The sequence below is a fragment of the Microbacterium sp. LWO12-1.2 genome, from assembly GCF_040675875.1.
Classification (GTDB): domain Bacteria; phylum Actinomycetota; class Actinomycetes; order Actinomycetales; family Microbacteriaceae; genus Microbacterium.
Genome location: NZ_JBEGII010000001.1, coordinates 18,479 through 37,827, shown reverse-complemented (window position 1 = coordinate 37,827; position 19,349 = coordinate 18,479). Strand labels below are relative to the sequence as shown.

The following is a 19,349-nucleotide window of genomic DNA, read 5'->3' as shown; positions in this document are numbered from 1 at the left end:
ATCATCCGCCCGCTGGTCGGTCCCCGTCAGGATGTGCGGTCACCCGCACGCGAGCGATGCGGCGCCGATCGAGCTCGGCCACCTGGATGGTGGCGCCCTCCACTTCCACGGTGTCGCCGACCACGGCAAGGCGACCGAGCTGCTCCGTCACGAATCCGGCGATCGTGTCGGAGGAGCCTCGCGGCAACTCGATGCCCGTCGCCTCTTCGAAGTCCTGCAGGTTGAGGCGCCCGTCGAGTGCTCCGCCCGGAGCTTCCAGCTCAGCCGTGTCGTACTCATCGAAGATCTCGCCGACGACCTCCTCCACCAGATCCTCGAGCGTGACCAACCCGTCGGTTCCGCCGTACTCGTCGACGACGACGGCGATGTGCTGGCCCTCTGCCCGCAGGCGCGTGAGCGTCGGCAGCACCCGCGCCGTCGACGGGATGTAGAGGATGGGGCGCACCAGCGTGGCGAGCGGCTTCGTCGGATCTTCAGCGACAGCCTCGAACAGGTCGCGCACGTGGACGAAGCCGGTGATGTCGTCGATGGACTTGTCCGAGACGGGGTACCGCGAGAACGGCAGCTCCCGTGCCTGCGCGATCGCCTCAGCGACCGTGAACGTCTCGTCGAGTGCGACGACCTCCGGACGAGGTCGCATGACCTCGCTGATCTGCCGCCCGCGCAGAGACAGCACGTCATCGAGGATCCGTCGCTCGTCATCCGGAAGACCCTGATGACTGGCGACGATCTCACGCACCTCTTCGTCGGTCATCTCATCGGCGGTCTTATGCGGATCACCACCCAGTACGCGCACGAGCGCGTTGGTCGAGACCGACAGGAGCCAGATCACCGGACGCATGACGGTGGCGAAGCCGTTCAGCGCAGGTGCGACGGCATACGCGAACTGCGCGTTGCGCTGGATCGCCAGACGCTTCGGCACGAGCTCGCCGAGCACGAGCGACAGGTACGCGATGATCAGCGTGAGCACCAGGGTCGCGACGGTGAGCGACAGCGGAGCGGCCATTCCCCACGATTCGAAGACCGGAGCCACGGACGGCGCGATCGAGGTCGCCCCATACGCGGCCGACGCGAAGCCGGCCACGGTCACACCGATCTGCACCGCCGAGAGGAAGGTGTTGGGGTTGCGAGCGAGGGCCGCGACTTTCGCACCGCGGCGTCCGCGCTGGCCGATCGCGGTGATCTGGCTCTCGCGCAGCGTGACGAGCGCCATCTCAGTGGCGGCGAAGACACCACCGATGAGCACGAACGCGAAGACGAGGGCGATGTTCCAGAGCAGGTCGCCCATCAGCGGGCAGCCCTGTCTGTCGTGGGGTGAGCGTCCGGGACGAACCGGACGCTCGTACTGTCAGAGTCCGAAGAGTCAGAACAGCGCTGCGCGCTCAAGAGTGCTCCTTGTTGGTGGGCGTGTCGATGGTGTCGGTGTGCGAGGAGACGGAAGTGGGAGTACGACGCGTCTTCATGAGGCTGGCGACGGTGGCGACGGCGATGGTCGCACCGATGAAGAGCAGCGAGAACCAGATGGGGATCTCGGGCGCCCAGAGCACCGGCTCTCCGCCGTTGATGAACGGCAGCTCGTTGACGTGCAGGGCGTGGAACACGAGCTTGACGCCGATGAAGGCGAGGATGACGGCGAGGCCCTGCGCGAGGTACACGAGGCGCTCCAGGAGACCGCCGATCAGGAAGTACAGCTGACGCAGACCCATGAGCGCGAAGGCGTTCGCGGTGAACACGATGTACGCCTCGTCGGTCAGACCGTAGATCGCGGGGATCGAGTCGACCGCGAACACGAGGTCGATGAAGCCGATCGCGATGATCGTGAGGAGCATCGGGGTGACGAAGCGCTTGCCGTTCTTGACCACCGTCAGGCGATCCTTGTTGTACTCGTCACTCACGGGAAGGTGGCGGCGGACGAAGGTCATGAAGCGTCCGTTGGCGGGGTCGCTCTCGTGGCTGCTGAAGGCCTGACGGTAGGCGAGAACGAGGAGCAGCGCACCGAACAGGTAGAAGATCCAGGAGAAGTTCTCGATCAGCGTCGCGCCGACCGCGATGAAGATTCCGCGGAGGATCAGCGCGATCACGATGCCGATCATCAGCACCTTCTGCTGATAGATCTTCGGTACCGCGAACCCGGTCATCACGATCAGGAACACGAAGAGGTTATCGATCGACAGTGCCTTCTCGGTCAGATACCCGGCGAAGTACTCCCCGCCGAACGTCCAGCCCGAGAAGACGCCGATGCCGACACCGAACAGCAGCGCGAGGCTGATGTAGAAGATCGACCACCGCGCGGACTCGGCGACGGTCGGCTCGTGAGGCGTGCGCACGTGCGCGAAGAACTCATAGACGAAGAACGCGATCGTGACGGCGATCGTGATGACCCAGATGAGGGGGGTGATTTCCAAGAGAAGCTCCAGAGTCGGCGTAGCAGAAAGCAGCGCCAAAGTCTTCTCCATTCCTGAGATCAGGAACCGGTGAACCGGGATGCGATTGCATCCGTAATGACGAACCCACCGTGTCGGAGTACTCCCCTTGGTCCCCCCAGTCTAAGGGGTGATCGCGGGTGCTCTCTGACGGTTGGCCGGGAACGGGCTCGCCGGCCGCCTACGCTGGATCCGCCCCCACAGAGCGGAGACCGACATGGCTCACGAGATCGACGACGCCGAACGAGCCGCGCGCGCTGCGCACCTGAAGGAGCGGATCTACCTCACCTTCGCCGCACTCGCGGTCGTGATCACCCTCTCCAGTCACGGTCACCCGACTGCCGGAGAGTCCGCCGCGACCCTGATCGTCACAGTGCTCGGCACCCTGCTCGCGGTGTTCACCGCTGATCTCGTCTCGCATCTGGTGGTGCACGGGCGCCTGTTCACCCGCGCCGAGCTGCGCCATGCCGTCGGGACGAGTTTCGGGGCGCTGAGCACTGTGGTGCTGCCTTTCATCTTCCTCGGCGTCGCCGCGCTCGATGTGTGGAGCACCGAGGCGGCCCTGCGCGCGAGCGCGATCGCCCTGCTCGCCTCCCTGATCGTGATCGGGTGGGTCGCGGTGCGGCGCATCCCGCTGACCTGGTTCCAGCGACTCATCGCGCTCGGCGCCGAGGCCGCACTCGGGTTGGCCGTGATCGGGCTGCAGGTACTGGCCCACGGATAGCGGTTCGCTCCCCGTACAGATGTCTTCCCGACACACGGGGAAGACATCCGTGATGCCTCTCAGTATTCGAAGACGAGGCGGGCCAGCACTTTGCCGGAGAGGACTTCGACGATGGCGTCGTTGACCTGCTCCAACTGCCGGGACTCGGCGATGATCCTGGTGCGCCCTGCCGCGTGAAGCGCGAACACCTCGGCGAGATCCTGCCGGGTGCCGACGATCGACCCGATGATCGAGATGCCCTTGAGCACCGTCTCGAAGATCGACACCGTCATCTTCTCGTCCGCGGGCAGGGCCACGCAGATCAGTCGACCTCCGCGGTTGAGCGACGCGAACGCCTGCTCGAACACGCGGGGGGATGCGGCGAGCACGAGCGCCACGTCTGCCCCGCCGAGATCGCGGATCGCGGCGACGGGATCGACCTTCGCCGCGTTCACACCATGCTCAGCACCGAGTTCCCGCGCAAGGTCGAGCTTCGCGTCCTCCACATCCACGGCGATGACCGACCCGCCCATGATCCGTCCGTACTGCACCGCGAGGTGTCCGAGTCCGCCGATCCCGAACACGGCGACGCGCTCTGTCGGCACGATCTGGGCGACCTTCAACGCTTTGTAGGTGGTGACGCCTGCGCAGGTGAGCGGGGCAGCATCGAGTGAGGAGACCCCCTGGGGCACCGGAACGACGAAGCGCGCTGCCGCGACGGCATACTCGGCGAACGCACCATCGACCGAGTATCCGCTGTTACGTTGCTGCTCGCAGAGGGTCTCCCGCCCGTCGATGCAGTAGCGGCACTCGCCGCAGGCGTATCCGAGCCACGGGATCGCCACCCGCTCGCCGAGTGCGCGCGTGGTGACTCCGTCGCCCAGCTCCTCGATGATCCCGACGCCCTCATGTCCCGGCACGAACGGCGGGAGCGGCTTGACTGGCCAGTCGCCGCGGGCGGCATGGATGTCGGTGTGGCAGAGCCCACAGGTCTCGAGCCGGACGAGGACCTCCCCCGGTCCTGGCGCCGGTACTTCCCGCTGGGTGACTTCCAGCGGTGACGTGAACGAGGTGACGACAGCAGCTTTCACAACAGACTCCTTCGATGACCGCGCGAGGGGAAGTTCACCGTGGAGGGGCACGCGGACCGCCTCACCACTGAACTGACTCTGCCTCCCCGTGCACCTGCATACGAGGGCCGAAAGTCCCTCCAGGTGAGAGGCGATGCCGCCGGACCCTGCCTGGCCACGCGGAGCGAACGCCGGCAGCTGATGGCTAACGCACGACGATCGTCGCACTCACCGGCCACGACAGCACCTCGTGGCTGGTGGACCCCAGCAGGAGTCGGGCAAGGGGTCCACGCCCATGCGACCCGACCACAGTGGTCCGCGCCTCGGCGGAGAGCCTCCCGAGAACGACGCCGGGGTGTCCTCGTTCCACGATTCCGCGCACCTCCAGATCGGGGTGGCGCTCGACGATGCCGGATCGAGCCTCGGCGACCATCTCCTCGCCGAGCTTCTGCATGCCCGCCAGATAGCCTGCGGGGTAGGCATGCATCGCCAGCGGCAGGGGCACCGTGGTCCAGGCATGCACCAGCGTGAGCGGATCACCGATGCCCGCGGCCTCCGCAGCGGCGAACTCGATCGCCTTCGCCGAGAACGGTGACCCATCGACGCCCACGAGCACACCCTGCCGACCGTCGAGATCGATGTCGGGGATCACCGCGACCGGACAGTGGGCCGCGGCGACGATCCGAACGCCATGCGGACCCCGTCGCGGGCCACTCTGCGGACCGCGATAGTCGCTCCCGATCACGAGGAGATCGAACACCATCGAGGCGTCCACGAGTTCGTCGACGGGATTCCCCCGTGCGAGGCGGACCTCGACATGCAGTCCCCGCGCCCGCGCACGCTCGGCTTCCCGCTCCAGCATCGCCTCGGTCAGGGCGAGCGCCTCCGCCACGACGGCGCCCTCACCGACCGCGCCCACCGCGCCGCCGACGATCGAGATGAGCTCGATCCTGCTGCCGCGTTCCTCGGCCCGCCGGCACGCCCACTCGATCGCACGACGCGAGGCGACGGCGTCGGTCACTCCCACCAGCATGCTCTCAGCCACGTTCCTCACCCCGTCACCCATCACTGCACCTCTCCCGTCACGGGCGATCGCCGTGACAGCACCTCGGCGGCGAGCGCATCGCCCCACGCGCGTGCTCGTTCCAGTTCTCCGTCGAGAAGGTGGCTGTCCTTGTCCACGAGGTAGCTCTCCGGGGGGCTGAGTCGGTTCAGCCCGGCCTTCGTCAGACGCTTCGCGATCGCGGACGAGGCGGCACCCGTGAAGATCTTCGGCATGTCGACGCGCGTGTCGAACGCCGCATACCCGAGACGCGCTTCCGGAGCGCCCTCCAACCATTCCCTCACCCCGGTCGCCCCGGCTCCGGGTTCGAGCGTCAACCGCTTCCCGTGATCGCGGGCCCAGACTCCGGCTTCGGCGCGCGAAGACGGCCGGCTCAGGGAATGGGCATGAGTGGGCGCGCCGATGACCAGCACATCGCACGACACGCGTGGCGGGGCATCCGCTGCGGAGACGATCGTCACATCGATACGATCCTTCATTCCCGAGGCGACGGCCTCGGCGATCCTCCTGGTGCTGCCGAACATCGACTCATAGACGATCACGGCTGTCGGGCGGGGTTGCTGAACGGTGCTCATGGTCCCATCGTCGGCCGAGGCGGTCCGATGCAACAGGACCTAGGTCACACTGAGGCGGCTCGCCGTCACGTCACGATCCCTGCGCCTTGGTCCGCGCGGTGGCACCGTAGACGGCGACCTGGGTGCGGCGTTCCATGCCGAGCTTCGCCAACAAGCCGGACACATAGTTCTTCACCGTCTTCTCCGCGAGTCCCAGGCGCTCGCCGATCTGCCGATTCGTCAGTCCCTCCGCGATCAGCGTCAGAGCCTGACTCTCGCGCAGCGTCAGCTCGGGTGCGTGGTCGGAGACCGGTGCCGCACGCGCGGCCAAGCTCTCACGGACCCGATCCGTCATCGCCGGGGAAAGCAGATCCTCTCCCCGTGACACCCTCCGGATGCCGTCGATCAGCGAGCGACTGCGGATCGTCTTGAGGACGTATCCTGATGCGCCGGCGACCACAGCGGCGACACTCGCGGTGTCATCATCGAAGGCGGTCAACATGATGCAACGGATCCCGGGATGGTCGGATCTGATGTGCCGGCAGAGCTCCACGCCGCTGCCATCGGGGAGACGGACGTCGAGCACGACGACGTCGGGGAGGGTGGCCGCGACCCTTCCGAGCGTCCCGCGCACGGAATCTGCCTCCCCGACGACCTCGAGATCGGGTTCGGCGTCCACGATCTGCGCGATTCCACGTCGCACGATCTCGTGGTCATCGACCAGGAACACCCGCGTCATTGCCGTGTCTCCGCCTTCGACCTGAGCGGGACGCACCACCGCACACGTGTGCCTCCCGTTTCGCGCGCGTCGAACGTGCAGTCGCCCCCATACTCGCGGGCGCGCGCGATGAGATTCACGGTGCCGCTCGCTCTCCCTGGCTCGGCCGGCATCCCTCTCCCGTCGTCGTCCACGACGACGGTGACGTCCGACTCGTCTGCGGAAAGAGCGACCTCTGCTGTCTGCGCGCCCGCATGGCGAGAGACGTTGCTGAGCGATTCCCTCACCACCGCGACCACGTCATCAGCGAGGCCACCCGTGACGAGATGGTCGACAGGACCAGCGAACGACAGTCGCGGCATGGCGGCCAGGCTCGGAGCGAGTTCCGTCACGACATCGAGCAGCCGGTGGCGGATCGAACCACTGTCAGTGCTCTGCAGAGAGAAGATCGCCGTACGGAAGTCTCCGATGGCCCCATCGATCTCATCCACATGCGCGGTGATCGCTGCCTCGTGCGCGGGGAGGGACGCCGCCAGCGCCTGTAGGCCGAGTCCGGTGCCGAACAGCCGCTGGATGACGTTGTCGTGAAGATCCCTCGCGATGCGGGCGCGGTCTTCGACCACATCGAGCCGCTGACGGTCGGCGCGAGCCTGTGCCAGCGCGAGCGCGACACCGGTCTGCGCGGCGAACTCGGCGAGTGTCTCCAGGTCCTTCTCGGAGAACCTCTGATCCGTCGAACTCCGGATCGCACACAGCGCGCCGTCCGGCATTCCGGCGACGACGAGCGGGACGGCGATGATGGGGGCGTCGGCGGACTGCCCACCGAAAGACGGGAGATCGAGCAGGCCGACCGTCGCGCCGGAAGCGCCGCTCGCCATCACACGCGGGACGAGCGAATCTCCACCGGGAACGTCTGCGCCCTCGATCAGTTCTGCGCCCGCACCGCGCGCCGTCTGCACCCGATGATGGCTGCCGACCGCTCCCGGCACCACGATGAAGACGGTGTCTGCGCGGATCAGCGCCGCAACGCGCTCGGCGACCACTCCGAAGACGTCTCCGGAATCGGGGGCGAGCAAGGCGGCATTGATCTCGACCAGCGAGCTGCTGAGCCGCTCGCTGCGTCGAGACTCTTCGTAACTGCGGGCGTTGTCGATGGCGATCGCCGCCGTCGATGCCAAGGCGATGACGAGTTCCTCGTCTTCGTCGGTGAACACTCCGCCGGCGCGGTTCGTGAGATAGAGGTTCCCGTAGATCTCACCGCGCACGCGGATCGGAACCCCCAGGAAGGTGCTCATCGGTGGATGATGCGCAGGGAATCCGACCGAACGCGGATCGGAACCGAGGTCGTCGAGTCGTATCGCGTGCTTACTCCGGATGACGGCACCGAGGATGCCGTGACCCTCGGGCAGATGTCCGATGGCGTTGGAATCATCCTCGGGAATGCCGACGTGAATGAACTGTTCCAGCCGTCCCTCGCGATCGATGACGCCCAGCGCACCGTAGCGGGCGTCTACCAATGCCACCGCCGCCTCGGTGATGTGGCGAAGCACTTCTGCCAGATCGAGGCCCTCGACCACGGCCTGCGTGGCGCGCAGCAGATGCCGCAGGCGGCCCTGGGCCGTCAGCACCTGCTGCGCATGCTCGAGAAGCTCCCCGATCGTGCGCTCGAGTTCTGAGCGCCGCTGATCGGGGAAACGGAGACCCTCTTCTTCCATCGCTCCCCCTCTCGGACGTCGGCGTGTCGAGACTACTCCGGAACCTGAGCGCTGGGACCTTGGACCCTGGTCCCGATCCCCGGCGAGCGCAGGATGGAGACATCGATACCGAGGAGCTTGCCATGCCAGGACGCTATGTCGTCGCCGTCGGCGGCGCGGACTCCGCTGCCACCGCGCTCACGTGGGCCGAATCGCACGCGGCGATGGCCGGCGTCCCGGTGGTGCAGGTCTCGGTCGCCGACGGCCCGTCGTCGCACGCACCCGCACGATCGCCCGGGGCTCAGGTCGCCGTGCTCGCACCCGCTCCGATCTCACAGGCGCTGGCACAGTTCCTGCACCACGATGATGTTCTGGTCATCGGCACGGGAAAGCGTGGGTTCATCCACAGTCGTGTGTACGGTGCGAGGGGGATTCAGATCGCAGCTGCCGTGCCCTGCAGCATCGCCGTCGTTCCGGAGATAGATCTGCGTTTTCGACGCGGAGTCGTCGCAGGCGTCACGAGCGATGCCGCGCTGGCAGCCGTGGTGGACGCGGCGGGCGCGGAAGCGGCGAGCAGAGCCGACACACTCCAACTGGTCCATTCCTCGTTCGCAGGCTTCGTCCCTGGGCCCGTCGAGACCGCGGGGCCAGTACTCGATCGCGCCCTCGCGATCGCCAGAGCCCACAGGCCGGGGCTGAGCGTGCGGAGCCACCTCAGCACGCGTCGCCCTGCAGAGGCGCTGCTCGACGCGTCACGGACGGCCGCGCTCCTCGTGATCGGCGCCGGGACCGAACACCATCTCGGCGCCGTTGCTCATGACGTGCTGGTGAACATCAACGCGCCGGTGCTTCTGGTCCGGCGCACGGACTGAGTTCTCTGCTCAGCGCATCGAGCGAGGGCGGCGACCGGCGTACTGTGTTCCTCGAGCGCGTCGCACAGAGAGCGTCTCCTGACCCCTCCAGCAGAAGACCGGGTGACGTGGTGGTACGCATCTTTCTCGTCGACGACCACGAGGTCGTGCGCCGCGGCATCGCCGGGATCCTGGCGGGTCAGGACGGTTTCGCCGTCGTCGGCGAGGCCTCCACGTGCCAGGAGGCCATGGCAGGGATTCCCGTCGTGGCGCCTGACGTCGTGGTGCTGGACGTGCATCTCCCCGACGGCAGCGGAATCGACCTGTGCCGACAGATCCGGACGGAGCACCCGCGCACACAATGCCTGATCCTCACCGCCTATGACGACGACGACGCGCTGGTCGCGGCCGTCCTCGGCGGCGCAGCGGGATACCTGCTGAAGAACGTGCGGACGCTGGAGCTCATCGCGGCGATCCGCAGCCTCTCGGAAGGGCGCACGCTCCTGAGCAACGCTCTGGTGCGACAGGTGTCGCAGCGGATGGATGACGCGCCCGTCGACGATCCGCGATTCGGCTCTCTGAACGAGCGGGAGAAGCAGATCCTCGCACTCATCGCAGACGGGATGACCAACAGGCAGATCGGCGAGACGCTGAGCCTGGCCGAGAAGACCGTGAAGAACTACGTGTCCTCACTGCTGAACAAGCTCGGTCTCGAACGGCGCACACAGGCGGCGATACTCCACGTCGAGAACAACAGGGACGCGTCCCCGCACTCGCGCTAGGCGCTGCTGCGTCATCACGGCAGGACCTTCGACCCTGTCATCTCGGGCGCAGAACAGCCAGGATCCGATCATGACCGAGATCGAGCGTTCGCCGACACGGAGGCTGACAGAGGACGAGTGCTGGGAGAGGCTTGCTCTCGCTCCCTACGGGCGGATCGCATCGGCCGCCGCGGGCGAGATCGACATCTTCCCCGTCAACCACAAGACGGACGGGCGATCCATCGTCTTCCGGACAGCGGCGGGGACCAAGCTGGTCGAACTGACCATCCATCACTCGATCGCCTTCGAGGTCGACGGTCATGACGACCGTGAGGCGTTCAGCGTCGTCGTCAAGGGCGAGGCCGTGGAGTTCGACCGCGACGCGGAGGTGATCGCCGCGGAGCGGCTGGGAGTGCGCCCCTGGGCCCCTGAGGAGAAGGATCGCTGGGTGCGGATCATTCCGACTGCCGTCGATGGCAGGGTCTTCGATCTGGCTCCCCGTTCATGATGTGACCTTCGTCCTGCTCTTCCTCGGTGTGCCGGCGGAAGAGTGGGCGTATGGAACACACAGATGCAGAACGAATCGTCGTGGGAGTCGACGGCTCCCCCTCATCCATCGAGGCGCTGCTGTACGCGGCCAGAATGGCCGAAGCTCTCCGCCAACCGCTGGAAGTGGTCACCGCCTGGGGTTCGCCTCCTCTCGATCCATACCTCGTGTTCGAGTGGTCTCCGGAGAAGGAGGCGCGGGAGATCCTCGACTCCTGCGTCGATGAGGCTTTCGGCGACCGCGTTCCGCACGGACTCTCACGTACCGTGCTCCCCGGCTCGCCGGCCCGCTCCCTGATCGAACTGAGCGCGCATCGCTCGATGCTCGTTCTGGGCAGTCGCGGACGCGGCGGCTTTCTCGGCCTGCTGTTGGGATCGGTGAGCGCCGCGTGCGCGGCACACGCTCACTGTCCTGTACTCATCGTGCACACGGGGAGCGCCGCGGAAGCAGAGGCAGGCGCTCACGACGACGATGCGTGAGCGGGGCCGTGTGCTGTCTGCTCTGAGTCGCTACCCCGCGATCACCATCACGATCCTCGTCTCCACGGTCGTCGGTCTTCTGCACCTCAATAGCCAGGAGACAGCAGGCCGGTGGGTGGCCACGTTCTACGTCGGGGCATTCATCGCCTGGACTCTGGTCGGAATGGTCCGCGACGTGTTGCGCGGACATGTCGGGCTCGACATCCTCGCGCTGGTGGCGATGGTGGCGACGCTGGCCGTCGGGGAGTACATCGCCTCGCTGATCATCGTGCTCATGTTGTCGGGTGGCGAAGCGCTCGAGGACTTCGCCGGCCGCCGGGCGAAGAGGGATCTGTCCGCTCTGCTCGACCGTTCGCCCCGAACCGCCCATGTGCTGCTGCACCCGCACAGCACTGACTCCGACGAGGTCCGCGACGTCGGCGTCGACGAGGTCGTCATCGGCGACGTCATCCTCGTGCGCCCCAGTGAGGTCGTGCCGGTCGACGGCAGTCTGCTCACCGCGACCGGCTCGTTCGATGAGTCCTCGTTGACCGGTGAGAGCATGCCGGTCACCCGCGAAGCCGGCGGTGAGGTTCTCTCCGGGGCGATCAACGGCAATCGAGCCGTACGCATCCGAGCCGTACGCACGAGCGCAGACAGCCAGTACCAGCAGATCGTCGCCCTCGTTCATGCCGCGGAGGAATCGCACGCCCCGGTCGTGCGTCTCGCCGATCGCTTCGCGATTCCGTTCACGGCGGCCTCTCTGGTGCTCGCAGGCACGGCGTGGGCACTGTCGGGCGACTCGACCCGCTTCGCCGAAGTGCTCGTGCTCGCGACGCCCTGTCCGCTCCTGATCGCTGCGCCGGTGGCCTTCCTCGGCGGACTCTCGCGGGCCGCGAAGGCCGGCGTGATCATGAAGGGAGGCGCCGTCATCGAACAACTCGCACGGGTGCGATCAGCGGCCTTCGACAAGACGGGAACGCTCACGCAGGGACGGCCGGAGCTGGTCGATATCCGCCCCACGCCCGGCTTCGATGCAGACGAGATCCTGCAGCTCGCCGCATCCGCGGAGCAATACTCCTCGCACGTCCTCGCCGCCGGCATCCGTCGAGCCGCCCACGACCGCGCCCTCACGCTCCGGGTGGCGTCAGAAGCGAGCGAGATCGCGACGAACGGCGTGAGCGCCATGATCGGCGGGCGCTCCGTCATCGTCGGCAAGCCGGCGTACATCGCCGCTGTCGCAGCGGATACCGTGCGGGCGCACCTCGACGTCGGCGAAGCGGCAGCCTATGTCTGCGTCGACGGTCGATTCGCCGGGGTCCTCGTCCTCGCCGACGATCCGCGACCCGAAGCGGCCGGCGTCGTCGCCTGGTTGAGAGGCCACGGCATCGAGCGCATCATGATGCTGACCGGCGACATCCGTTCCACCGCCGAGTCCATCGGAACCCAGCTCGGGATCGAGGATGTCCGTGCCGAACTCCTCCCGGCCGAGAAGGTTCACCTCGCCGCGGACCTGCAGCCACGCCCGATGATGATGGTCGGCGACGGCGTGAATGACGCGCCGGTGCTGGCGGCCGCCGACGTCGGCATCGCGATGGGGGCGAAAGGGGCGACCGCGGCCGGAGACGCCGCAGATGTCGTGATCCTCGTCGACTCACTCGCCAAGGTCGTCGATGCCATCGCGATCGGGCGTCATACGGTACGTGTGGCGCTGACGGCGATCTGGATCGGCATCGGGCTGAGCGTGTGCCTCATGATCGTCGCGATGACCGGGGTGATCCCGGCCGTCGTCGGCGCGCTCGTGCAGGAGCTCGTCGATCTCGCGACCATTCTGTATGCCCTGCGCGCGCTCCGTGGACCCGCAGGCGGGATGGACGCTGATCTTCCCTCCCCGCTCAGGTCGTCGGCAGATACCGTCCGGCCCGCGTGACGTCGACCGGCAGTCTCACTGGCACCGCGGTCAGGACAATGACAGGAAGAGCTTCTCGAGTTCTGCCAGCGACACGCCCTCCGCGTTCTGCGCACCGTCGTCGGAGTCGGCGAGGCACTCCTTCATCGCGGTCGCGATGATCTGGAAACCCGCCCTGTCCAGGGCAGAGCTCACTGCAGAGAGCTGGGTGACGACGGTCCGGCAGTCGCTCTCCGCCTCCACTGCGGCGATGACCGCCGCCAGCTGCCCCTGAGCGCGCTTGAGCCGGTTGAGGATCTTTCGTTGCGCGTCTGCGTTCTCGATGACCATCGTCTCTCCCTGTGTGCGGACTGAACTTCCACGATACCCCCTAGGGTATAATTCCAAATACCCACCGGGGTATACGAATGGAGATCGAAATGTGCCGAGCCGTCAGCTGTCGAACCTGCGGGAAGACCACATGGGCGGGGTGCGGTCAGCACATCGAGTCCGTGCGCCGCTCGGTCCCGTCGTCACAGTGGTGCCCCGGGCACCCGAAGCAGCAGAGCCAGGGCGGTTTCCTCTCTAGGCTCTTCCAGCGATGACCGCGCCCCGCAGGGTCCTGATCATCGGAGGGGTGGCCGGCGGAATGTCTGCGGCGACCAGGCTGCGCAGACTCGACGAATCCGCCGAGATCATCGTGATCGAACGCGGGCCCGAGGTCTCGTATGCCAACTGCGGCCTGCCCTACTACGTCGGGGGCATGATCCCGGAGCGCGCATCGCTGCTGCTGCAGACACCGGACTCCCTGCACAGACGCTTCCGCCTCGACGTGCGCGTGCGGCATGAGGCTTCGCATATCGACACGGCTCGGAAGACGGTCGACGTGATCGATCTCGACAGCGGTCGGCGCACCGTCGAGACGTACGACGCGCTCGTGCTCGCGCTCGGCGCCTCCCCCCGACGAGCCGAAACGGAATCGAGCATCCCCGTCCTCTCGCTGCGCACCGTCGCCGACGCCGACGCGCTCCAGTCGTCCCTCACTCGGCCCGGCATCCCCGTCGTGGTCATCGGCGCTGGCTATACCGGGCTCGAGGCTGCCGAGAACCTCGTCAGCCGGGGCGCCGCCGTGACACTGGTGCAGCGCGGCGAGCAGTTGCTCTCGCCGTTGGACATCGAGATGAGCGCCCCGATCCTCGCCGCCGTGCGCTCACACGGCGTGGATGTGCGGCTCGGCGTGACGATCACCGGGACGACGGACAGCGCCGTCGCGCTGAGCGATGGCGCGTCGATCCCCGTCGAATTCATCGTCGATGCGTCCGGTGTCACCCCGGAGACGCGACTCGCGGCCATGGCGGGGATCTCGATCGGCAAGACAGGCGGCATCCGCGTCGACGAGACCTGCCGCACCAGCGACCCGGACGTCTTCGCCGTGGGCGACGGCGTCGAGAAGACCGAGCTCGTGGGTGGCGGCACCGCGCTGATCACGATGGCCGGCTTGGCGAACCGCCACGGTCGAATGGTCGCCGACATCATCGCCGGTCGCACTCCGTCGTCGCGACCGGCACTCGGCACAGGCATCGTCAGCGTCTTCGGAACCGTCGCCGCGAAGGTCGGCTGGAGCGAAAAGCAGCTGACGACCACCGGCCAGGACTTCTACACGGTGCACGTGCACCCCGGATCGCACGCCGGCTACTTCCCCGGCGCGGAGACGATGTCGATGAAGCTCCTCGCGGACCCTCTCACGGATCGCATCCTCGGCGCGCAGATCGTCGGTCGCGACGGAGTCGACAAGCGGATCGACGTGATCGCGACGGCGATGCACGCGGGACTACCGGCCTCCGAGCTGTCCCAGCTCGAACTCGCCTATGCCCCGCAGTTCGGCTCAGCCAAGGATGCGGTAAACATGCTCGGATACGTCGCGGAGAACACGCGCAACGGCACGACCCCGACGACGCAGTGGTACGAACTCGACGATGCTCTGGCTGCGGGAGCCACGCTCGTCGACGTACGAACCCCCGCGGAGTTCGCAGCCGGGGCCATCCCCGGAGCGATCAACGTGCCGCTCGACGAGCTCAGAGAGCGTCTCGACGAACTTCCCGACGGCCCGCTCATCGTCCACTGCCAGGTCGGATTGCGGGGACACGCCGCCACACGTCTGCTCGCGCAGCGCGGCTTCACGGTGCGCAACCTCGACGGAGGCTACCGCACCTGGCACGACGCCCGGAGCGCGAGGTCCGGCAGCCCGGACTGAACGCTCAGATCAGTTCGCTCACCAACTGTTCGATCCGCGCACGGATGTCGTCCCGGATCGGGCGCACCGAATCGATACCCTGGCCGGCCGGGTCGTCGAGCTTCCAGTCCTCGTAGCGCTTGCCGGGGAAGAAGGGGCAGGCGTCGCCGCATCCCATCGTGATCACCACGTCCGAGGCCTGAACGGCCTCCGTGGTGAGCACCTTGGGCCGCTCGGCGGTGATGTCGATGCCGAGCTCGGACATGGCTTCGACGGCGATCGGGTTGATCTGGTCGGCGGGCATCGAGCCTGCGGAGCGCACCTCGATGCGGTCGCCGGCGATGTCGCGCAGGAACCCGGCGGCCATCTGCGAGCGGCCGGCGTTGTGCACGCAGACGAAGAGGACGGAGGGCTTGGTGGTCGTGTCGGTCATGATTGCTCCAGGTGCGAGGGATGTGATCAGGGAAGAAGGTCGTCGACGAGTGCGCGCACGCGGCCGGCGATGTCGTCGCGGATGGCTTCGACGCCCTCGCGCGAGGCGAGGGCCGGGTCGCCGACAGCCCAGTCGTCGTAGCGAACCCCGGGGATGATGGGGCAGACATCGCCGCACCCCATCGTGATGACGACGTCGGCCGCGCGGACGGCGTCGTCGGTGAGCGGCTTCGGGAATCGCTCGGCCGCGGTATCGCCTTCGATCTCGGCCAGCAGCGAGCGCACATGCGGGTGGATGACGTCCGCCGGGCTCGATCCCGCCGAGCGTGCCACGACCTTGCCACCGGCGAGCTTGTTGACGAGCGCCGCGGCGAGTTGCGAGCGGCCGGCGTTGGCGACGCAGACGAACAGCACCTGGGGCACCGCAGTGGCCCGGTCACGGGTGAGGTCGCTGAGGCGCTGACGGGCGAAGCGCTCGGTGAGGGGAACGAGCGCCGAGGTGACGCGGGCGGTCCGCGCGAGCGCTGTATAGGACTCGCGGACGGTCGTGAGCACGACGTCGGCATCGAGCTCGGGCACCTCCGCCGCAAGCTCTTCCGCGAGACGGGTCACCCGTGCATCGAAGTCGGGCCGGCGCTGTTCACCGTCGTCGCTCCAGGGCGCGACGCTGGCGGGCGCGAACGAATCCAGCAAGGCGGTGACGGCGCTCCGCCGACTGGGGCTGATCCGGTACCAGACCCAGGTTCCCCGCCGCTCGGAGATGAGGACATCGACATCCTTCAGCACCTTGAGATGGTGTGAGACGGTCGGCTGAGAGACATCCGCGAGTTCGGCGAGATCGCAGACGCAGGACTCGCCGCGCGGGTCGGATGCGATGGCCGACAGCATCCGCAGCCGCAGCGGATCCGACAGGGCCTTCAGCGTGGCCGCGACCGAGGAGGCGGCCTCCAGCCCGATGGCATGGGTGGCGACGGGACTGCAGGCGTCATCTGCGGTCGTCAGGGTGACATTCATGACGGCATCCTCTCAGCGGTGTACGGGTCGGTGTGGAACCAGCGGCGCGCGGCCCAGAGCGAGACATAGACGAGGCCGACCAGGACCGGCACCTCGATCAGGGGCCCGACGACTCCGGCGAGAGCCTGACCGGACGTTGCGCCGAAGGTCCCGATGGCCACCGCGATGGCGAGTTCGAAGTTGTTGCCGGCAGCGGTGAACGCCAGCGTCGTCGATCGGGCGTAGCCGAGGCCGAGGGCCTTGCCGGTGAAGAGGCCGATGAACCACATGATCGCGAAGTACGCCAGCAGCGGGAGTGCGATCCGGGCGACATCCCACGGGCGGCTCGTGACCTGCTCGCCCTGCAGTGCGAAGAGCAGCACGATGGTGAACAGCAGCCCGTAGAGCGCCCAGGGGCCGATCTTCGGCAGGAAGCTGCCCTCGTACCACTCTCGTCCTTTGGTGCGCTCCCCGATGAAACGGGATGCGAAACCGGCGACGAGAGGGACGCCGAGGAAGATCAGGACGTTCAGGGCGATCTGCCCTATCGAGATGTCCAACCCTTGCGAGTCGAGTCCGAGCCAGCCGGGAAGCACCGTGAGGTAGAACCAGCCGAGCAGCGAGAAGGCGATGACCTGGAACACCGAGTTGATGGCCACGAGCACCGCTGCGGCTTCGCGATCGCCGCAGGCCAGGTCGTTCCAGATGACGACCATCGCGATGCAGCGGGCGAGACCGACGATGATGAGCCCGGTGCGGTACTCGGGCAGATCGGGCAGGAATGCCCAGGCGAGGGCGAACATCAGTGCAGGGCCGATGAGCCAGTTGAGCGCCAGGGAGGAGATGAGGAGTCTCTTGTCCCCGGCGACGGCGGCGACTTTGTCATAGCGGACCTTCGCCAGCACGGGGTACATCATCACCAGCAGGCCGAGGGCGATCGGGATCGAGATGCCACCGATCTCGAGGCCGGCCAGGAGGTCGGAGACGCCGGGGATGAAGCGGCCGACGACGATGCCGCCGACCATGGCGAGACCGATCCACAGCGGGAGCCACCGGTCAAGGGTCGACAGTCGGCGAGTGGCCGGTGCGGTGGTGGGCACGGTTGCGGTGTTCATGCGAGGACCACGTCCTGCTGCTCTGCGACCAGAGGCTTCGCCTCGTCGAGCGCAGCCAGATAGTGCTGGGCGTCCTGCGCGGCAGCACACCCCGTACCTGCGGCCGTGATCGCCTGACGGTAGGTGTGGTCGACGAGATCGCCGGCCGCGAAGACCCCCGCGACGTTCGTGCGGGTGGAGGGGTGCTCGACGAGGACGTAGCCATCGGCATCCGTGTCGACGAGTCCGACGACGATCTCGGAGCGCGGGTCGTGGCCGATTGCGACGAAGACTCCCGTTGCCGCCAATTCCCGCTCGACGCCGGTGACGGTATCGCGCAGCGTGACCGCTTCGACCTTCTCCGCACCGATGAGGCCGGCGACCTCACTGTTCCACGCGACGTCGATCTTCGGATGGTCGAGTACGCGCTGCGCCATGATCTTCGACGCGCGGAACTCCCCGCGACGGTGGACGACGGTGACCTTCGACGCGAAGCGGGTGAGGAACAGCGCCTCCTCCATGGCGGAATCGCCGCCGCCGACCACGACGATCTCCTGCTCGCGGAAGAAGAAGCCGTCGCAGGTGGCGCACCAGGAGACACCACGGCCGGTGAGACGCTCCTCGTCGTCGATGCCGAGCGTGCGGTACGCGGAGCCCATCGTCAGGATCACGGCGCGAGCGAGGAACATCTCACCTGAGCCCGTCTCCACGGTCTTGGTCGGGCCGTCGAGGTCGAGCGCGATCGCGTCGTCGAGGAGGATGCGGGCACCGAAGCGCTCGGCCTGCGCACGCATCGACTCCATCAGCTCTGGCCCCTGCACGCCGTCGACGAAACCGGGGAAGTTCTCGACCTCGGTCGTGGTCATCAGCGCGCCGCCGGCGGTCACGGAACCGGCCAGGACCACGGGGGCGAGCCCCGCACGCGCGGCGTACACCGCAGCGGTGTATCCCGCTGGGCCGGACCCGATGATGACCAGCTCAACCTCTTGAATCGACATGTGTCTATATTGACGTTCATCGATGTGCGGCGCAACTCTCCGGACCAGTGTTCACCCGCTCGTCATCTTCGCGCAGCGCGAGCGGATGGATGCGGGCGTTCACCATCTCCGACCGCACGCGGCCGGGTGGGCCGTTTCCCCTTGCGGCAGACTGAACGACCGTTTAGCATCCTGAATATGCGTTCAGCATCCGAAGATCTCACGACGAGGGCGCGCATCCGCGACGCGGCGGTCGCGCTGTTCGGGCAGCAGGGGTTCGCGGGCACCAGCCTGCGACAGATCTCCCGGGACGCCGCGGTCAGCCCGGCGCTCATCCTGCACCACTTCGGCAGCAAAGAAGGGCTGAGGGAGGCCTGCGACGCACACGTCGTGAGCACGTTCCTCTCGGAGCGCGACGGGATGATGGGTGCCGACGCTTCCCGGTTGATGCGCGAGGCCTTGGACGCGCCGGAAAATCGCAGCGTCGCACTCGACTATCTCGCGGGGATGCTCGCAGACGACTCCGCAGCCTCCGACAGGCTCTTCGATGCATTCCTCGCGAGCACCCGGGAGATGCTGCGTGAGCAGATCGCCGCAGGCATGATGCGCGAGCAGTCGGATCTCGAGACGACCGCCGTCTACATGACCCTCTACGGTCTCGGACCGATCATTCTGCGACGACACCTCGCTCGCGCTTTCGGTGAGAGCGGGCTGACGACCTCGTTGCTGGAACGCTCGACCATCCCCGTGCTCGAGTTGTACACGCACGGTCTCTACGCCGACGACCGCCTGCTCGTCGCCGCGAAGGAGGCGCTGTCCAGACGCAGCGGCCCTCGTTCGGACAAAGGAGAGAACGATCCGAATCAAGACCCGGATCCGCCGCGCTGACG

General features: G+C 67.2%; 20 protein-coding genes. 8 read left to right on the top strand and 12 right to left on the bottom strand.

Annotation, left to right across the window (positions count from 1 at the left end; all coding sequences use genetic code 11):
* Position 1: 1 nt before the first annotated feature.
* Together MRBLWO12_RS00200 and MRBLWO12_RS00195 are read right to left on the bottom strand one after the other, a co-directional pair.
* A complete protein-coding gene (locus tag MRBLWO12_RS00200) occupies positions 2 to 1,288 on the bottom strand; it encodes a hemolysin family protein (protein WP_363551654.1) in 1,287 nt (428 codons plus the stop codon).
* Between the two features lie 94 nt (positions 1,289 to 1,382).
* Positions 1,383 to 2,405 carry a TerC family protein gene (locus MRBLWO12_RS00195; protein WP_363551653.1) on the bottom strand — a complete coding sequence of 341 codons (1,023 nt, stop codon included), beginning with the start codon at positions 2,403 to 2,405 and terminating at the stop codon, positions 1,383 to 1,385.
* Positions 2,406 to 2,640: 235 nt separating this feature from the next.
* Here MRBLWO12_RS00195 and MRBLWO12_RS00190 point away from each other — a divergent pair, with 235 nt between their 5' ends.
* Positions 2,641 to 3,147, top strand: coding sequence for a hypothetical protein (locus tag MRBLWO12_RS00190; protein WP_363551652.1), 507 nt, complete (start codon positions 2,641 to 2,643; stop codon positions 3,145 to 3,147).
* Positions 3,148 to 3,206: 59 nt separating this feature from the next.
* Here MRBLWO12_RS00190 and adhP read toward each other — a convergent pair whose 3' ends face one another.
* The 5 genes from adhP to MRBLWO12_RS00165 form a co-directional block, all read right to left on the bottom strand.
* Complete coding sequence (gene adhP, locus MRBLWO12_RS00185; RefSeq protein WP_363551651.1) at positions 3,207 to 4,217, bottom strand: alcohol dehydrogenase AdhP; 1,011 nt, start codon at positions 4,215 to 4,217, stop codon at positions 3,207 to 3,209.
* Between the two features lie 184 nt (positions 4,218 to 4,401).
* Positions 4,402 to 5,241 carry a universal stress protein gene (locus MRBLWO12_RS00180; RefSeq protein ID WP_363551650.1) on the bottom strand — a complete coding sequence of 280 codons (840 nt, stop codon included), beginning with the start codon at positions 5,239 to 5,241 and terminating at the stop codon, positions 4,402 to 4,404.
* Positions 5,242 to 5,261: 20 nt separating this feature from the next.
* Complete coding sequence (locus MRBLWO12_RS00175; RefSeq protein WP_363551648.1) at positions 5,262 to 5,834, bottom strand: flavodoxin domain-containing protein; 573 nt, start codon at positions 5,832 to 5,834, stop codon at positions 5,262 to 5,264.
* 70 nt (positions 5,835 to 5,904) lie between these two features.
* A complete protein-coding gene (locus tag MRBLWO12_RS00170; RefSeq protein ID WP_363551646.1) occupies positions 5,905 to 6,552 on the bottom strand; it encodes a response regulator transcription factor in 648 nt (215 codons plus the stop codon).
* A complete protein-coding gene (locus tag MRBLWO12_RS00165; RefSeq protein WP_363551645.1) occupies positions 6,549 to 8,246 on the bottom strand; it encodes a GAF domain-containing protein in 1,698 nt (565 codons plus the stop codon). The genes MRBLWO12_RS00170 and MRBLWO12_RS00165 overlap by 4 nt, the downstream gene beginning before the upstream one ends.
* A gap of 122 nt (positions 8,247 to 8,368) precedes the next feature.
* On the opposite strand from MRBLWO12_RS00165, the gene MRBLWO12_RS00160 reads away from it, so the two are divergent.
* The 5 genes from MRBLWO12_RS00160 to MRBLWO12_RS00140 all read left to right on the top strand — a co-directional run bounded on the left by MRBLWO12_RS00160 (position 8,369) and on the right by MRBLWO12_RS00140 (position 12,772).
* On the top strand, positions 8,369 to 9,097 hold the full coding sequence (locus MRBLWO12_RS00160) for a hypothetical protein (protein WP_363551644.1): 729 nt from the start codon (positions 8,369 to 8,371) through the stop codon (positions 9,095 to 9,097).
* A gap of 110 nt (positions 9,098 to 9,207) precedes the next feature.
* Entirely contained in the window at positions 9,208 to 9,858 is a 651-nt protein-coding gene (locus MRBLWO12_RS00155; RefSeq protein WP_363551643.1) for a response regulator transcription factor, read from the top strand.
* A 70-nt stretch (positions 9,859 to 9,928) separates the two neighbouring features.
* Complete coding sequence (locus tag MRBLWO12_RS00150; protein WP_363551641.1) at positions 9,929 to 10,345, top strand: pyridoxamine 5'-phosphate oxidase family protein; 417 nt, start codon at positions 9,929 to 9,931, stop codon at positions 10,343 to 10,345.
* Between the two features lie 50 nt (positions 10,346 to 10,395).
* Complete coding sequence (locus tag MRBLWO12_RS00145; protein ID WP_363551640.1) at positions 10,396 to 10,863, top strand: universal stress protein; 468 nt, start codon at positions 10,396 to 10,398, stop codon at positions 10,861 to 10,863.
* Positions 10,856 to 12,772, top strand: coding sequence for a heavy metal translocating P-type ATPase (locus MRBLWO12_RS00140; protein ID WP_363551638.1), 1,917 nt, complete (start codon positions 10,856 to 10,858; stop codon positions 12,770 to 12,772). The genes MRBLWO12_RS00145 and MRBLWO12_RS00140 overlap by 8 nt, the downstream gene beginning before the upstream one ends.
* Positions 12,773 to 12,802: 30 nt before the next feature.
* On the opposite strand, the gene MRBLWO12_RS00135 is transcribed toward MRBLWO12_RS00140, so the two are convergent.
* A complete protein-coding gene (locus MRBLWO12_RS00135; RefSeq protein WP_363551637.1) occupies positions 12,803 to 13,081 on the bottom strand; it encodes a metal-sensitive transcriptional regulator in 279 nt (92 codons plus the stop codon).
* Positions 13,082 to 13,331: 250 nt separating this feature from the next.
* Here MRBLWO12_RS00135 and MRBLWO12_RS00130 point away from each other — a divergent pair, with 250 nt between their 5' ends.
* Positions 13,332 to 14,984: an FAD-dependent oxidoreductase gene (locus tag MRBLWO12_RS00130; RefSeq protein ID WP_363551636.1), complete on the top strand. Its 1,653-nt coding sequence runs from the start codon at positions 13,332 to 13,334 to the stop codon at positions 14,982 to 14,984.
* 4 nt (positions 14,985 to 14,988) lie between these two features.
* Here the strand turns inward: MRBLWO12_RS00130 and MRBLWO12_RS00125 are convergent, their stop codons facing one another.
* From MRBLWO12_RS00125 to trxB, 4 genes are read right to left on the bottom strand one after another with little or no spacing between them, the layout of a single operon-like run.
* Complete coding sequence (locus tag MRBLWO12_RS00125) at positions 14,989 to 15,396, bottom strand: arsenate reductase ArsC (protein ID WP_363551634.1); 408 nt, start codon at positions 15,394 to 15,396, stop codon at positions 14,989 to 14,991.
* A 26-nt stretch (positions 15,397 to 15,422) separates the two neighbouring features.
* On the bottom strand, positions 15,423 to 16,409 hold the full coding sequence (locus tag MRBLWO12_RS00120) for a metalloregulator ArsR/SmtB family transcription factor (protein ID WP_363551632.1): 987 nt from the start codon (positions 16,407 to 16,409) through the stop codon (positions 15,423 to 15,425).
* On the bottom strand, positions 16,406 to 17,503 hold the full coding sequence (arsB, locus tag MRBLWO12_RS00115) for an ACR3 family arsenite efflux transporter (protein ID WP_363551630.1): 1,098 nt from the start codon (positions 17,501 to 17,503) through the stop codon (positions 16,406 to 16,408). The genes MRBLWO12_RS00120 and arsB overlap by 4 nt, the downstream gene beginning before the upstream one ends.
* Positions 17,500 to 18,480, bottom strand: a complete 981-nt coding sequence (trxB, locus tag MRBLWO12_RS00110; RefSeq protein WP_363551629.1) for a thioredoxin-disulfide reductase — start codon at positions 18,478 to 18,480, stop codon at positions 17,500 to 17,502. Before trxB ends, arsB begins: the two co-directional genes overlap by 4 nt.
* 177 nt (positions 18,481 to 18,657) lie before the next feature.
* On the opposite strand from trxB, the gene MRBLWO12_RS00105 reads away from it, so the two are divergent.
* Positions 18,658 to 19,347: a TetR family transcriptional regulator gene (locus MRBLWO12_RS00105; RefSeq protein WP_363551627.1), complete on the top strand. Its 690-nt coding sequence runs from the start codon at positions 18,658 to 18,660 to the stop codon at positions 19,345 to 19,347.
* The last annotated feature ends 2 nt before the right edge of the window (positions 19,348 to 19,349 follow it).